Annotated in this window: 12 protein-coding genes and 3 pseudogenes; 11 read left to right on the top strand and 4 right to left on the bottom strand. The window is 70.0% G+C overall.

Going from position 1 to position 13,934, the window contains the following annotated elements; genetic code table 11:
- Positions 1 to 226: 226 nt before the first annotated feature.
- A pseudogene (locus AWZ10_RS54050) lies at positions 227 to 388 on the top strand (DDE-type integrase/transposase/recombinase); the annotation flags it as partial.
- A gap of 121 nt (positions 389 to 509) precedes the next feature.
- Here AWZ10_RS54050 and AWZ10_RS30540 read toward each other — a convergent pair.
- On the bottom strand, positions 510 to 1,010 hold the full coding sequence (locus AWZ10_RS30540; protein WP_060892573.1) for a peptidylprolyl isomerase: 501 nt from the start codon (positions 1,008 to 1,010) through the stop codon (positions 510 to 512).
- Between the two features lie 387 nt (positions 1,011 to 1,397).
- Positions 1,398 to 1,760, bottom strand: a complete 363-nt coding sequence (locus AWZ10_RS30535) for a lamin tail domain-containing protein (RefSeq protein ID WP_060892572.1) — start codon at positions 1,758 to 1,760, stop codon at positions 1,398 to 1,400.
- A gap of 66 nt (positions 1,761 to 1,826) precedes the next feature.
- Between AWZ10_RS30535 and AWZ10_RS30530 the strand changes: the two are divergent.
- From AWZ10_RS30530 to AWZ10_RS30510, 7 genes and pseudogenes are all read left to right on the top strand, one after another.
- Positions 1,827 to 2,333: pseudogene (locus AWZ10_RS30530) on the top strand (IS6 family transposase); the annotation flags it as partial.
- A 23-nt stretch (positions 2,334 to 2,356) separates the two neighbouring features.
- On the top strand, positions 2,357 to 3,037 hold the full coding sequence (locus AWZ10_RS51695; protein WP_159058393.1) for an AMP-binding protein: 681 nt from the start codon (positions 2,357 to 2,359) through the stop codon (positions 3,035 to 3,037).
- Positions 2,947 to 3,561 carry a phosphopantetheine-binding protein gene (locus AWZ10_RS51690; protein ID WP_159058392.1) on the top strand — a complete coding sequence of 205 codons (615 nt, stop codon included), beginning with the start codon at positions 2,947 to 2,949 and terminating at the stop codon, positions 3,559 to 3,561. Before AWZ10_RS51695 ends, AWZ10_RS51690 begins: the two co-directional genes overlap by 91 nt.
- A gap of 53 nt (positions 3,562 to 3,614) precedes the next feature.
- Positions 3,615 to 4,293: pseudogene (locus tag AWZ10_RS55835) on the top strand (thioesterase II family protein).
- A 106-nt stretch (positions 4,294 to 4,399) separates the two neighbouring features.
- Entirely contained in the window at positions 4,400 to 5,521 is a 1,122-nt protein-coding gene (locus AWZ10_RS30520; protein WP_244172598.1) for a DUF6421 family protein, read from the top strand.
- Between the two features lie 62 nt (positions 5,522 to 5,583).
- Positions 5,584 to 6,456 carry a DUF6202 family protein gene (locus tag AWZ10_RS30515; protein ID WP_046703155.1) on the top strand — a complete coding sequence of 291 codons (873 nt, stop codon included), beginning with the start codon at positions 5,584 to 5,586 and terminating at the stop codon, positions 6,454 to 6,456.
- Positions 6,457 to 6,468: 12 nt separating this feature from the next.
- Positions 6,469 to 7,395: a GNAT family N-acetyltransferase gene (locus tag AWZ10_RS30510; RefSeq protein ID WP_052769490.1), complete on the top strand. Its 927-nt coding sequence runs from the start codon at positions 6,469 to 6,471 to the stop codon at positions 7,393 to 7,395.
- A 38-nt stretch (positions 7,396 to 7,433) separates the two neighbouring features.
- Here AWZ10_RS30510 and AWZ10_RS30505 read toward each other — a convergent pair whose 3' ends face one another.
- A complete protein-coding gene (locus AWZ10_RS30505) occupies positions 7,434 to 8,531 on the bottom strand; it encodes an aldo/keto reductase (protein ID WP_046703154.1) in 1,098 nt (365 codons plus the stop codon).
- 53 nt (positions 8,532 to 8,584) lie between these two features.
- Complete coding sequence (locus AWZ10_RS30500) at positions 8,585 to 9,496, bottom strand: ATP-grasp domain-containing protein (RefSeq protein ID WP_078935167.1); 912 nt, start codon at positions 9,494 to 9,496, stop codon at positions 8,585 to 8,587.
- Between the two features lie 362 nt (positions 9,497 to 9,858).
- Between AWZ10_RS30500 and AWZ10_RS30495 the strand changes: the two genes are divergently transcribed.
- The 3 genes from AWZ10_RS30495 to AWZ10_RS30485 all read left to right on the top strand — a co-directional run.
- Positions 9,859 to 11,415 carry an AMP-binding protein gene (locus AWZ10_RS30495; protein WP_052769489.1) on the top strand — a complete coding sequence of 519 codons (1,557 nt, stop codon included), beginning with the start codon at positions 9,859 to 9,861 and terminating at the stop codon, positions 11,413 to 11,415.
- Complete coding sequence (locus AWZ10_RS30490; RefSeq protein WP_060892571.1) at positions 11,412 to 12,851, top strand: MFS transporter; 1,440 nt, start codon at positions 11,412 to 11,414, stop codon at positions 12,849 to 12,851. The genes AWZ10_RS30495 and AWZ10_RS30490 overlap by 4 nt, the downstream gene beginning before the upstream one ends.
- Positions 12,848 to 13,934: NAD(P)/FAD-dependent oxidoreductase (locus AWZ10_RS30485; RefSeq protein ID WP_060892570.1), on the top strand; the 1,087-nt coding region annotated here is incomplete at its 3' end. The genes AWZ10_RS30490 and AWZ10_RS30485, both read left to right, overlap by 4 nt.

Below are 13,934 nucleotides of genomic sequence, written 5' to 3'. Positions count from 1 at the left end.
CCACACATCGTCCGCGGCTACTTCGGCGGCCCACACGTCCGCTACACCCTCGAATAGAACCGATTGAGTTTCGGATCAATAAGGGACGTCGGCGCTCTTGGTCCAATCGTGGTTCGTGCTTTGCCCGATTCCCGGTGTCCCATGGCTTCGACGAGTCCATTGGCCCCAGGGGAACGCTTGAGTTCTAGCGATCGTCGCAACACTCCAGCTCAAGGGGAAACGCCCGAGCCTCGATCTCGCGACCGTGCTGGACTGCTTCAGCCGCAAGGTCGTCGGCTGGTCCATCGCCGGCCACATGCGCACCGGCCTGGTCGCCGACGCACTGCGGATGGCGGCCTCGACCCGCGGCGGCCTGGACGGCGCAGTGTTCCACTCCGACCACGGCTCCCGGGCCTTCGCCGATCCGACGGATTTCGCAGCGGCCGTGCCCAGTAGGCCACAGGGGCCGTGGTCCACGTCACGTGGACGCCCGTTTGGGGCGCTGGACAGGCGCCCCAAACGAACGGTGATCAGACGGTGGGGACGACGCCGCTCTCTTCAATGACGATCTTCTTTGCGGTGGCGCCGGAGGAGCTGCCGAGCGCCCCGATCGTCTTGACGATGTCCGCGCCCTCGACGACCTCGCCGAAGACGACGTGCTTGCCGTCGAGCCACGGGGTCACCACGGTGGTGATGAAGAACTGCGAGCCGTTGGAGTTCGGGCCCGCGTTGGCCATGCTCAGCAGGAACGGTCGGTCGTGCTTGAGCTGGAAGCTCTCGTCGGCGAACTTCTCACCGTAGATGCTCTTGCCGCCCGTGCCGTTGCCGTTGGTGAAGTCGCCGCCCTGCAGCATGAACTCGGTGATGACCCGGTGGAAGGGCGCGCCCTTGTAGCCGAACCCGTTCTGGCCGGTGGCCAGCTCACGGAAGTTGCGGGTGGTCTTCGGCACGACGTCGTCGAACAGCCGGAAGACGATGCGGCCGAGGTCCTCGCCGTTCGCGGAAACCTGGAAGTAGACGTTCTCACTCATGGCAGCGATTCTCCACCATGGTTCCAGACTCGCGGGAATCGGCGTCGGCTCCGCCATCTCCGGTACCACCATCGCCTTGCGCACCGGCCGGATGGGGCAGCAGCGGGGAGAGCCTGAACTGTCACGCTTGTACGGCCCGAGCGGGTGGTCAAGGTCGGTGTGGACATCGCCCGGGACATGCCGTTGTTCCGCGAGGACGGAAGCGACACCTCGCCATGAACCATGGCTGGGACGTGGTCGGGCTGACCGCAGGGCCCTGGCCCCCTCGAACCCCGTGGAGCGTCATGCCTCACGCCGACGGAGCGCCGGGGCCGTTGCGGGCCGGGCGCGCCGCCGTTTCACGCGTGTGGGCGGGTGGCTCGTCAGCCTCCCACGCGGTGTGTGGTGTCAGCGGCGGGCGTCGCCGCGGTTGTGGTGACGGTCGCGGCTCCATGACTCGTCGTCGACGAAGCGGCCGCGGTCGTTGCGCAGGGTGGCGGTGTCGGAGTTGTTGTCCCACACGTAGTGGCGGCGGTCCTGGAAGAGGTCGGTGCGGGTGTCGCGGCCCTCACCGGTGTGGATACGGACCGTGGCACGGCCCGCCAGGCGGTAGTGGTCGAAGGTGTAGGTGCGGCCGGAGGCGTCCTGCAGGGTCCAGCCGTCGAGGTTGACCGCCCTGCGGGTGGTGTTGGTGAGTTCCACCCACTCCCTGTTCAGCGAACGGTTGGAGCGGTCGTCGCGTCCCGGGGAGGCGTACTGAACAGCGGAGATGGCGTTGTCACGTTGGTTGACCGGGTGGAATCATCTTCTGGTTCATCGTGATGGAGGGGGCTGTTCGTGGGGGCCGTGCCGCCGTCGTACAAGGGGCACCGGTACCCGGTCGAGGTCATCCCCCACTGCGTGTGGCTGTACCACCGCTTTCCCCTGTCGTTCCGCGAGGTCGAGGAGCTCATGCTCGAACGCGTGATCGTCGTCTCCTACGAGACGGTGCGCCGCTGGTGCGCCAAGTTCGGGCAGCAGTACGCGAGCGCGCTGCGCCGCCGACAGTCCCGGCCTGGTGACAAATGGCACCTGGACGAGGTCTGCATCAAGATCAACGGGGAACAGAAGTACCTGTGGCGGGCGGTCGACCAGGACGGCAACGTCCTGGACATCCTCGTGCAGGACCGCCGGGACAAGGCCGCGGCCAGGCGCTTCCTGCGACGCCTCTTGAAGAAGACCCGCACGGTGCCACGGGTGATCGTCACCGACAAGCTCCGCTCCTACGGCGCCGCCCACCGCGAGGTCATGCCCTCCGTCGAACACCGACAGTCGAAGTACCTGAACAACCGGGCCGAAACAACAACGTGACAGCGCCCTGCCTGGTCGTGGCGTCGGCGGACGAACTGCGCGACCCCGATCGACTGGTCTCCCTGGTCGGCCGCCACCGTGTGACCCGGACCCTGTGCGTGCCCACCCTCTACGGGCTGCTGCTCGACGCCGCCGAACGCGCCGGTACCGGTCCACTGGCCTCCCTGCGACAGGTGTTCGTGGCGAGCGAGGCCCTGCCGCGGTCACTGGTCGACCGACACTTCACGGTCCACTCCCCCGGGGTGGAGCTGGTCAACGAGTACGGCCCGACCGAGACGACCGTGTGGGCCACCTACCACCGCTTCACTGGCGTCGGACCGGTCAGCATCGGCGGCCCGATCCCCGGCGCGCGCCTCCACGTCCTCGACGACGAGCTCCAGCCCGTACCGCCGGGCACGGAGGGCGAGTTGTTCATCGGCGGGGCCGGGGTGACACGGGCCTACTTCGGCCGTCCCTGGGCCACGGCGGCGGTCTTCCTCGACGACCCCTTCGCTGGCGAGCCCGGCGCGCGCATGTACCGACCGATGACATCGTGCGCCGGAACACCGACCACGGGCTGGACTTCATCGGACGCGGGGATGACCAGATCAAGATCCGCGGCCACCGCGTGGAACTCGGTGCGGTCGAGTCGACGCTGCGCCCGCTGGAAGGCGTCCAGGACGCGGTCGTCCTGCCCGACGCCCGGGGATCGGGCCTGATCGGCTTCGTAGCCTCACGGGAGGGTGCGGACCCGGTCGCGCTGCGCCGCGCCCTCGCGCGGGAGCTGCCCTCCGTGATGGTGCCCGGCGAGTTGCGGGTCCTGCCGCGCAACCTGAACGGCAAACTCGACCGCGCGCTGCTGCGGACGCTCGCCGCGGCACCGCTCACCGACCGCCCCTCGGTCGCGTCCCTCTCCGACGATCCGCTCACCGCCCAGGTGACCGCCGCCTGGTCGGAGGTGCTCGGGGTGGCCACGGTGCCGCCGGACGTCAACTTCTTCGATCTCGGCGGCCATTCGCTCGCCATGTGCAAGCTGCAGGACGCGCTGGAGCAGCACTGCGGGCTGCGGCCGTCGATCGTCGCCCTGTTCCAGGAAACCACCGTGGCGGCCCAGGTCACGCTCATCCGCGCCAGTCGTGAGCAGGGGAAGGACACGGCGCCGTCGGCCTCCGCCGAGGCGGCCCGCAGGGCCCGCACGGCCCGGCTTCGCCAGCAGCGCGCGCGGAAGGGGGCCCGCCAGTGACCGCGCACACCTCGCGCTGGCTGACGCGCGACACCGCCCGGCCCGAAGCCGGTATGCGTCTGGTGTGCTTCCCGCACGCCGAGGGGTCGGCCGGCTTCTACCGTTCCTGGGGCCAGTCGCTCACCGAGGTGGAGGTCCACGCCGTCCAGTACCCGGGGCGCGCCGACCGGTTGGACGAGGAACCCCCGCACGACCTCGTCCGGCTCGCCGCCGACATCGCCGAAGCGCTCGAACCGCTGGCGGATCTCCCACTCGCCTTCTTCGGACACAGCCTGGGCGCTCCCATAGCCCTGGAGACGGCGCGCGCTGCAGCGCCGGGGCATCCACATCGCGCACCTGTTTGCCTCGGGCTCCCGTGACGCCCCGCTGCCCACCGGCCTCGTCGCCGAGGAAGACCCCGACCGGCTGCTCGACGATCTGGTCAGGATGGGCGGCAGCGACGCGGAGATGGCGGCCGACCCGATCTTCCAGGAGGTGGTCCTGCCCTATCTGATCGCCGACGGCCGCATGTTCCACGACTACGCCATGGCGCCCGAGCCGCTGCTCGGCTGTCCGGTCACCACCATCGTCGGCGACCAGGACGACGACGCGGACCGCCGCCCGTGGAGCGCGCTGAGCACTGCCCCCGTCCAGGAGGTCAGCGTCCCCGGCAACCACTTCTGCCTCATCGCCGATCCGCCCTGCTCCGTCCTGCATAAGGCCCTCTCCGTCCCGCGACCCGATTCCTGCTGAATTGCGGGGAAAGGCAGAAGTGAACGGCCGAAGCAATACCGGAGAACGCAAAGATTCGAACATCCGGGCGTGGTAGCGTGCTCCGGAGTTAACGGGGAGGGGGCATTTGTTGATCGGCATCGACATGGGCTCGGTGTTCGCGGAAGTCAATGAATTGCGGGGAGAGCTCGGCCCGCCTTCCTCGTTCCGCGAGGCGGACACCCTGAAGGAGTTGGCCCGCCGGCTCGAAGGATCCACTCACTTACGGCGACAGCCGATAGTCCAGGCCTTTCTGGAGGACCTCGGCACCTTCACTCCCGGATCCAGACTGCGGGCCACGAAGGAACACATCAACAGCCGTCGGGACAACCACATCTTCTCGTTGTTCGACGCCTCGTACTTTCCGTCCCTGTCGCTCGACTACCTCACCTACGAGGTCCTTCCCACCGATCCGCACCTCGCCGAACGGTACGGCAGCAACACCGCTCCGGTCACCATCACGGGGCAGTCCGACGGCTTCCGGTCGCGGGTGGTGGTGGCCCTGTTCCCGGAGAACCACTTCGACGGGATCCAGGATCCGGACGACCTCATCTTCTACTTCATCGACAAGTTCGTCGAACGGCACAACCGGATCACCCGGAAGATGATCGACGCGGTGATGGCCGAGGGAAGCTTCCCGCTTCTTCAGGGAGCGACGGACAAGCAGGTGGAGCAGGCCTCTTCCTGGTGGGTGAGACTGCACGAATACCACCACCGGCAGGGCGACATGCCGATCCCCGAGTTCCTGTCGGCGAAGAAGTACAAACCCCTTGCAGGACTCGAGGAACTGCGCGTGGACGTCTCCGCGATGCTGGTCCTGCTGAACGACCACAAGCTCCCGCGTGAGCAGGCGCGGACCGCGTACGAGTACATCCTCGCCGAGCGGCTGCTGCGCTACGCCGTCGAGGGCATCCCGCGGCCCAACTACGACGCCGTCGCCTCTCAGCTGCTCTTCGGGTACCTGAGCGAGCACGACGGCATCCGGGTGACCGGCGGCGCGATCGAGCTGAGCCCGGACCTCCCGGTGGTCCTGGCACGGTTCCTCGGAGCGATCCAGGACATCGAGCGCAGGATCCACGAGGAGCCGGTCGCCGCCGTCCGTCAGCGGCTTCTGGATTTCACCAACAGGTACACGGACTACGATCCCGTGGCCCGCGACTACCGCTACATCCCGTTCTTCGCCGAGGTGAAAGAACGACTCGGCGTCTGACCCCGGCCGCATATCGGCCGTTTCAGCGAACCTCGTCATACTCACACTTCTCTGGAGTGATCGTGACTGCTGCAACCGAGTTCTCCCTCGCCGACCGTACCGAACTCGACGAGCGGGTGGACAAGGAGATCGACCGGGCGGGACTGCGGCGGGCGGACAACGAGTTCTTCGGCACCGCACGCGCCGCCGTATCCGTCTCCCCGCAGGCCGCGCTCACCATCGGGGTGTGGTGGCGGGCGATGACGAAGAGCTTCATGTTCAGCACCATCGCCGGAATGGGCGAGATGGCCCGGGCCTTCTCGGCGCAGGACGCGCCGACGCACGACATCCTCGGCGCCTTCCAGACGGTCTACCGGGTGATCGGCGACGACCTGGACAACGCGGCCCCGGAGTTCCGGGCCGTGGCGCCGCGTGGTCCGGCCGGCATCCACTACGTGTGGTGGGACGACACCATCGTCGCCCCGCTGGCGGCACGGCTGGGCGAGGACGAGCTGCGGAGGGCGGCGAAGCTGCCCGAGGGCATCGGCGAACTCCTGGCGAACATGGACCGGCTCGCGGGCTCCCCGCTCGGCGCGGCGATCCAGCTCCGGGTGGTGGAGACCATCGCGCTGGACATCGCCGTGGCCTTCCGCCGGCTCTACGCGAAGGTCTCGGTGGACGGGGAACGGGTCTTCGCCGACAACGACCAGTTCGCCTGGATCGACTCCCACATCAAGGCGGAGACCGTGCACGCGGCACAGGTCAGCGACGACGAGACCGGCATGACCTGGGTGGTCACGGACCCGGCGCAGGCGGCCGAGTTCCTCGTCCTGGTCAGGGAGTACTCGGCCAACTGGTCCCGCGCGCTGGCGTGCTTCGCGGACTGTCTCACCGGCGTCGCGTCGGAGTCCGTCGGCTCTCCCGGTGCCGCGGACTCCGTCGCCGTGCGTGCCTGACCTGCCCGGCCCATGGAGATCGTGGACCGCTACGGCCTGGCGCTCGCCCTGATCGAGCCCTCGGACCTGGCCGGGGAACCCTGGACCAGGTCCGATCAGCACATCGACGTCGTCCGACTGCCCAACCCCCCTGCCGACACCTGGGACGAACTCACGCGCCGGGGCTTCGTCCGCAAGCCGTCGCTCCTCACCTGGGTGGCGGAGCTCGGCGCGGACGAGGACGGCTTCCTGGCGGGACTCGACCGCTCGGCGCGCCAGACCGTCCGTCGGGCTCAACGCCAGGCAGCCGCGGCTGGGGTGCGCGAGACGGTCGAGGACCCGGTGACGCCGGCCACGCTCGACCGGTTCTTCTCCCTCTACCAGGAGCGGGTGGCCGACATGCGGTACGGCGTCCCGTTCGCGCTCGACCACCGGGACGCCATCCTGCACGGGCCCCGGAAGTTCTTCGGGGTCTTCGCGTACGACGGGGAGGAGCTGGTCGGCGGCTGTCTCGCGCTGGAATGCCCGGCGGTGAGCACGCTGGTGCTCCGGTTCTCCGCGGTGAGCGCGGCGTACCGGCGGTCCAGTCTTCCCCGCGTCGTCTACTTCTCCGTGCTGCGGGCGGCCCGGGCCAGGGGGTACGCACGGGCGACGCTGGGAAACGAGCCGAATCTGATGGGCCACCTGACCCAGCCGGGACTGCTCCGTTTCAAGGCGGGGCTGGGGTTCCGCGCGGTGCCCTCCCACGAGTGCGCCGATCCCCAGGCCTCCGACGAGGCCGATCTCGTCCTGCGTCTGAAGGCCCTCAGCGATCCGACACTCATCCTGGGGTACGCCGGGCGGCGGCTGGCCGCGCATCTGATCAGCGAGAAACCGATGGAGGCGGCGGAGGCGCAGCTGTACACCGCGCCGTTCCTGGAGCCGACACCCGTCCACCATCACCCGGCGTGGACGGACTGAGCTCCCGGACACGGAAGGCGCGGTCCGAACCCGCCGGCTCAGGCCACCGGCACCACCGGCGCGACCACCCGGCCGGGGTCCCCGCCGATCAGGGAGTCCCGTACGAGACGGCCGATCTCGTGCGGGCTGCCCAGCTCGACGGTGCTCACCGCGTCCAGACGGGCCAGTTGCTCTTCCGTGAGCGTGACCGTGAGGGACTTGAGGTACTCCTCGAGCTGGTCGACGCCGCGCGGGCCGATGACCGGCACGAACGCGGTCGTCGAGCGCGCCGCGCGGCCGCGCAGCCAGGCCAGCGCCACCTGGGGGGCCGAGAGTCCGGTCTCCTCGGCCACGGCGAGGACGGTGTTGACGACCGCTTCGATCTGGTCGGTGTCGTTGCGCGGGTGACGGCGGTTCTCGTCGCTCACCCAGCCGGCCGCCGTACGCCGGTACTTGCCGGTGAGGAGTCCGCCGCCCAGCGGTGACCACAGGGCCGCACCGAGACCGAGCGCCTCCGCCATGGGCAGCAGTTCACGCTCGCCGGTGCGGTTGACCAGGTTGTACTCCGTCTGGATGCCGATGACGGGGGCCCAGCCGCGCAGTTCCGCGATCGTCACGGCCCGGGAGACGCGCCAGGCGGGGAAGTTGGAGAGACCGGCGTAGAGGATCTTGCCGCTGCGTACGAGCTGGTCGACGGCGGTGAGGATCTCCTCGGCGGGGGTGAGCGTGTCGGGGAAGTGCGCCCAGTACAGATCGATGTGGTCGGTCCGCAGGCGTCTCAGGCTGGACTCGACGGACCGGATCATGTTCTTGCGGCTGTTGCCGGTGTCGGAGATGCCCGGCCGGACGGAGTCGCTGTTGGTGAACTTCGACGACAGGACGAAGTGGTCGCGGTCGGCGGCGAGGAACTCTCCGAGCAGCTTCTCCGACTCGCCGAACTGGTAGCAGTCGGCGGTGTCGATGAAGGTGCCGCCGGCCTCGGCGAACCGGTCGAAGACCTTGCGGGCGTCCTCGCGTCCGGCGCCGTCGCCCCGTCTGGCCCACATGAGTCCGGCGGCCTCGGGATGTGCCCCGACGCCCGCTCCGAAGTTGGCCGTACCGAGGGCGAACTCCGACACACGCAGCCCGGTGTTCCGGCCGAAGGTCATGTAGCGCATGGCTCTCCTGGGTCCTGGCGAGTACTGAGCTGGTGGCGGGACGGGTCAGGACCCTAGGCGGATGTCTTCGCCTCGACCCAGTCGAGGACTCCGCCGAGCACCTCGCGGTGCTGCTCTCTGCCCAGCATGGAGAGGTAGCCGGGGACCGGGTTCACCTCGAGGATCACATAGCCGTCCGGGGTGGGGAGGATGTCGAGGCCGGCCAGGGTGATGCCCATGGCCCGGGTGGCGCGCAGCGACAGTTCGACGAGTTCGTCGGGGGCCTCGAACCGTTCGAAGGTCGCGCCCTCCATGGTCTTGCAGCGCCAGGAGCCCGCCGCCGGGAGCTTGAGCATGTTGATCGGGGTGGCCTCCCCCGCGACCGTGATCCGGTACTCGCCGCCCGACGTCGGATAGAAGCGCTGGCACACCAGGGTCGGGTAACGGGAGAGCAGTTCCTCGGCGACGGCCTTGTCGGCGGCGAAGTCGGCGACGCGTTCCACGTCGGTGCCGCGATAGCCGAAGGAGGGCTTGAGGATGACCTCGCCCCACTCCTGACAGGCCTCCTCGACGTCCGCGAGCGAGGCCGCCGAGCGGATGGGCGGCACGGGCAGCCCGGCGGCGGCCAGCCGCTGGGCCATCAGGAACTTGCTGTAACCCGTCACCCAGACGTCCGCCGGGTCGAAGAGCCGCAGACCGGGCAGGTTGCTGAGCATGGTCAGCCGCTCGACGCGGTCCTGCCAGTCGTCCCCGTACAGCTTGGAGCGGTTGATGACGGCGTCGAAGGCCTCCGCGGGCTCCCCGCCCAGGGTGAGCGCCACGCCGGACGGGCCGGGGCGATAGGCGATCTCCTCGAGCGTGAAGAACGACATTTCATGCCCGCGCTCCCGACCGTACTCCACCAGGCTTATGCCATCGGGATCGATTCCCGAATAGTCCCAGCCGAGCAGGCCTATCTTCACCGTGCCTCCAGTGCTCTCGCGCATTGCCGTAGACAGAGTGGACGCCGTCGCAGCCTCACGCTCTTCACCTCCGCCTGTCAAGTGCCTTATCGCTTACGCGCACGGGACACGGATCGCCGCAATAGTGGACACTGCACGCTTTTGAACGAAGAGTGATGGCGCTGTGCGTTTGATAAACAGAATCGGATTTCCCCGTTCCGCCTACCGCGGCCATCGGTCATCCTCTAGGCTCGGCCACCGGATTCGTGCTCAAGTACCAATCTCGAAGTACGAAGAGCGGGGGCGCTTCAGTGGGCAAATGGGACACGCTGGTTATTCCGGAACCCGAGACGGCCGCGAAATACCGGGCAGCCGGCTGGTGGCGGGAGGAAACGTTTCTGGCCGACTTGGCCGAAGCGGCCCGTACCAAAGCGGACCATCCCGCCGTCATCGCGTACGAAGGCCGTGAACTCACCAGGGTGGTGAGCTACGCCGAACTCGCCGACCTGGTCGAGCGGTTCGCTGCCGCGCTCACCGAACTCGGCGTCGTACGCGACGACGTGGTCGCCTTCTACCTGCCGAACCGCTGGGTCCTGACACCCCTGTACCTGGCCTGTCACCGGGTGGGCGCCGTCGCCTGCCCGGTGATCCCCGCGCTGGACGTGCGGGAACTGGGGCAGATACTGGAGGAGAGCGCCGCGCGGATCTGCGTCACGGTCGACCGCTTCGACGACATCGACTACGGCGCCCGGCTGGCCGAGGCGGCCCCCGCGTCCCTCGCCCATCGGGTCGTGGTGGGCGACGCCGCCGCCACCGGCGCGGTCGACTTCGACGAGTTCTTCGTCCGTATGCCGTGGGAGCAGCGGCACGACCTCTCCACGGCGCGGCAGTCGGGCCCGGACGACCCGGCGCTGCTGCTCTACACCTCCGGCACGACCGGCCGGATGAAGGGGGTCGTACACAGCCAGAACACCCTGCACGCGGCGGTGCTCGCGGTCTCCGAGCCCCACCGGCTCACCGGGGACGACGTCATCTCCATCCCCAACTTCGCCACGCACATGGCCGGGCTGACCTACGCCTGTTACATGCCGCTGCTCCTGCACGCCACCTGTGTGATGCAGGAGGCCAACCGGGACATGGAGCTGCTTCTCGATCTCATCGCCGCCCACCGTGTCACCTGGGCCTACGCCTCTCCGGCATACCTCGTCGACCTGCTGGCGGCCCAGCGCAAGGAGCCGCGCGACACCGCGAGCGTGGCGCAGATCGTGTCCGGCTCCGCCCCCATCCAGCCGCAGTTGATCGCCCAGGTGCGCGAGGTCTTCGGCATCCCGGTGCGCGCCCTGTGGGGCATGACCGAGAACGGGGCCGTCACGGTGACCCGGGACGACGACCCGGAGGGCTGGGCGGGCCGCAGCGACGGCCGCGCGGAGCCCTGGATGGAGTTGCGGATCGCCGTCGAGGCGGACGGCGACGCCGGGCGGCTGCTGGTGCGCGGGGCTTCGCAGTGCCTGGGCTATCTGGGCCGGCGCGAGGTCTACGAGGCCTGTCTCGACGCGGCCGGCTGGTTCGACACCAGCGACCTGGCCCGCGACGACGGCCGGGGCGGCATCCGTATCGTCGGCCGCAGCGTCGACCAGATCACCCGGGGCAGCGGCCAGAAGGTCTCCACCCTGGAGGTCGAGTCCGTGCTGACCCGGCATCCGGCCGTCAAGGAGGTCGCGCTCGTCGGCTACCCCGACCCGCGGATCCCGGGCGGCGAGTTGGTCTGCGCCGTCGTCGTGCCGGAGGGCGAGCCGCCCACCCTGGAGACGCTGCACGGCCATCTCGCGGACGAGCGGATGGCGAAGGTGCTGTGGCCCGACCGGGTCCAGTTCGTGTGGGAGCTGCCCAAGAACTCGCTGGGCAAGGTGCTGCGGCACCCCCTGCGGGAACGTCTCGAGATCGAATACGCCGCCCGCCGATGACGGCGTCCGCGCGCACCGCCGCCGACACCTCGGAATCCCCCGAGGACGACAACGGCAGCCGGCGGCGGTCGGTCGCGCTCGCGGTGATCTCCTCGGCGCAGCTGATGTTCCTGCTGGACGCGACCATCGTCAATGTGGCGCTGCCCGACATCCAGGAGTCGCTGCGTCTGGACGGCTCCGAGCTGGAGTGGGTCGTGGCCTCGTACTCGGTCGCCTTCGGCGGGCTGTTGATGCTGGGCGGCCGGGCGGGGGACATCCTCGGCAGGCGGCGTCTGTTCATGACCGGCGTGGCGGTCTTCACCGTCGCCTCGCTGCTCGGCGGGTTCGCCACCGAGGCGTGGCTGCTGACCGTCTGCCGTACGGCTCAGGGGGTGGGAGCCGCGGCGGCCTCGCCCGCCGCGCTGTCGCTGATCGCGGTGACCTTTCCGGAGGGGCCGGGGCGCAACCGGGCCGTGGGCTGGTACACGGCCGTGGCCACGGCCGGCGGCGGCGTGGGGCTGCTGGTCGGCGGGTTGATCACCGTGTACCTGTCCTGGCGCTGGGTGATGTTCGTCAACGTCCCGCTCGGCGTGGCGATTCTCGCCGTCGGCGCCGGGGTGCTGCGCGAAACCCCCCGCGCACGCGGCGCGTTCGACGTCCTGGGGGCGGTCACCGGCACCCTCGCCGCGCTCCTGTTGTGCTTCGGGCTGATCGACGGCGCATCGGGGGGCGGCAACTGGTCCTCCGTCCCGGTCCTGGGCGCGCTGGGCTCGGCGGCCGTGCTGCTGCCCGTGTTCGTGGTGATCGAGCGGCGCAGCGCCCAACCGCTGGTTCCGTTACGGCTGTTCGTCGACCGCACCCGCTTCGGCACCTACGCCGTGACGGCGCTCAGCAGCACCGCCGTGTTCGGCATCTTCTTCTTCCTCACCCTCTTCCTGCAGCAGGTCTGGGACTACAGTCCGCTGCGCACCGCGCTCGTCTACCTCCCGCTGACCTGCCTGCTCGTCATCGGGGCCAAAGCAGGCTCCCCACTCCTCGCGCTGTTCGGCACCCGCGCGCTGGTCTGCGGCGGTCTGCTGGTGGCCACCACCGGGATCCTGTGGCTGGCGAGGATCGGCGAGTCGGGGGGGTACGCCACCGGGATGCTGGTGCCGACCGTGTTGACGTACGCGGGTCTGGGCGTCACCGGGGTGCCGCTGACTCTGGCCGCGCTCTCCAAGGTCGCCGACGAGGACTCGGGCGCGGCTTCCGGGCTGGTCAACATGGCCCGGCAGATCGGCGGCGCCACCGGGCTGGCGGTGCTCGGCGCCGTCGCGTGGTCGTCCGGGGCCGGGGGGTCGGGCGAGGCCGGGGCCGGACTGTCCACGGGAGTGGCCCGGGGGTTCGCCGTGGCGGCCGGTCTCACCCTGCTGGCGCTGTGCGTGGCGGCCGCCACCCTGCCCAGGAAGGGCCGGTGAGCGGCTTGTCGGACGTCCTGGTCGTCGGGGGAGGCATCGCGGGCGCCGCGGCCGGGTACTTCCTGGGCCGCTCCGGCGGCCGGGTGACGCTGCTGGAGGCCGAGCGGACTCCGGGCACGCACGCGACGGGGCGGTCTGCGGCGCTCTTCTCCGAGTACTACGGGAACACCGTCGTACGGGAGTTGACCGTGGCCTCCCGCGCCTTCTACGAGAGACCCCCGGCGGGGTTCTCGCCCGTCACCGAACTGCTGCGGCCGCGTGGCGTCCTCGCCCTCGGGACCCCGGACACCGGCAGGGAGTTCGACGCCGCGAAGGCCTCGGGCACGACCGCCCCGCAGCCGGCGGTCGAGCTGGACCGCGACCAGGCGCTCGCCCTGTGCCCGGCGCTGCGGCCCGGCGCCTTCGACCGCGCGCTGTACAAGCCGGGCGCCCGCGACATCGACACGGACGCCGTTCTCCAGGGCTTCCTGCGTGGTCTCAAGGCAGCGGGCGGGACTGTCGTGACCGGCGCACGGGTGCACGGCCTGGCCTTCCGCCGAGGGCAGTGGCACGCCACCACCGCGGCCGGGGAGTTCTCCGCGCCGGTCGTGGTCGACGCGGCAGGTGCCTGGGCCGACCAGGTGGCGGTGTCGGCCGGTGCCGCCGTCCAGGGCCTGGTGTCGTACCGGCGCACGGCGGCGCTCGCCTCCCTCCCGGAGGACCGGGCGTCGGCGGACCGCTCCGGCGATGCGGGGAGCAGCGGCCACCCGGGGCCGCCACACCCGCGTCGTCCGGGAACCGAGGGCCTGCCCGGCGGTACGGCGGCCGGCATCGCGGACTGGCCGATGATCTCCGACGTGGCGGACACGTTCTACGCCCGCCCGGAGTCCGGCGGGCTGCTGGTCTCTCCCGCGGACGCCACGCCCGTCCCGCCCGGTGACGTACGGCCCGACGACCGCGATGTGGCGCTGGCCCTCGACCGGTTCCGGGCGGTGGTGGCGCTGCCGGTGCGGCACGTCCGCAGGGCCTGGGCCGGGCTGCGGACCTCGACGCCCGACGACACCCCCGTCATCGGCCCCGACCCGGACGCGCCCGGCTTCTGCT

It is taken from the genome of Streptomyces europaeiscabiei (genome assembly GCF_001550375.1).
GTDB lineage: Bacteria > Actinomycetota > Actinomycetes > Streptomycetales > Streptomycetaceae > Streptomyces > Streptomyces europaeiscabiei.
Note: the sequence above shows the minus strand (reverse complement) of the source record. Positions and strands in the feature narration are given on the sequence as shown.

Bases quoted from the DNA above. Each gene is read 5' to 3' on its own strand.
- AWZ10_RS30540 (WP_060892573.1), bottom strand. From the start codon at position 1,010: ATGAGTGAGAACGTCTACTTCCAGGTTTCCGCGAACGGCGAGGACCTC.
- AWZ10_RS30510 (WP_052769490.1), top strand. From the start codon at position 6,469: ATGGAGATCGTGGACCGCTACGGCCTGGCGCTCGCCCTGATCGAGCCC.
- AWZ10_RS30490 (WP_060892571.1), top strand. From the start codon at position 11,412: ATGACGGCGTCCGCGCGCACCGCCGCCGACACCTCGGAATCCCCCGAG.
- AWZ10_RS30500 (WP_078935167.1), bottom strand. From the start codon at position 9,496: ATGCGCGAGAGCACTGGAGGCACGGTGAAGATAGGCCTGCTCGGCTGG.
- AWZ10_RS30505 (WP_046703154.1), bottom strand. From the start codon at position 8,531: ATGCGCTACATGACCTTCGGCCGGAACACCGGGCTGCGTGTGTCGGAG.